This is a genomic window from Liquorilactobacillus sicerae, from assembly GCF_029916425.1.
GTDB classification, from domain to species: Bacteria; Bacillota; Bacilli; order Lactobacillales; family Lactobacillaceae; genus Liquorilactobacillus; species Liquorilactobacillus sicerae.
This window is the reverse complement of sequence record NZ_JAHAVQ010000281.1, coordinates 1-425: the sequence shown is the minus strand read 5'-3', so window position 1 is coordinate 425 and position 425 is coordinate 1. Positions and strand designations below refer to the sequence as shown.

Annotated in this window: 1 protein-coding gene; it reads right to left on the bottom strand. The window is 29.6% G+C overall.

What is annotated here, in order from left to right; all coding sequences use genetic code 11:
- A partial coding sequence (locus KH893_RS12445) for a nitroreductase family protein (protein WP_281166356.1) occupies window positions 1-197 on the bottom strand: 197 nt, incomplete at its 3' end.
- Window positions 198-425: the final 228 nt, after the last annotated feature.

The following is a 425-nucleotide window of genomic DNA, read 5'->3' as shown; positions in this document are numbered from 1 at the left end:
ATATGGACCAAATCGGCTGCTTGTTCTTTGATAGATTGATCCGTAATTTCAACGTAAGTCACTGGCTGATAATTATTAATATTCGGTACCGATTGTGCTGCCGACATAATCTGCTCCAAATCAGACTCCGGAATATGTTCACCGGTAAATTTCCGAATCGAAGCCCGATTGTGAATCATTTTTAAAAGATCGTTCATTGATTCCTCCTTACTTACTCAATATAAGTATTTTAAACTTTAAAAGACACTAAATCTTTAAAGAAAAAAATACAAAATATATTTACAAAATCAAAAGTAGATTATGTATTTCAGAACTTACTAAATATTGTTATTATCCTTCGATTAGAATAATATCTATGAGGTTTGATAATGAAAACAAAAGATTTGGAGCTTTTTTCCGAAATCATTAATCAAAAGATTTATATA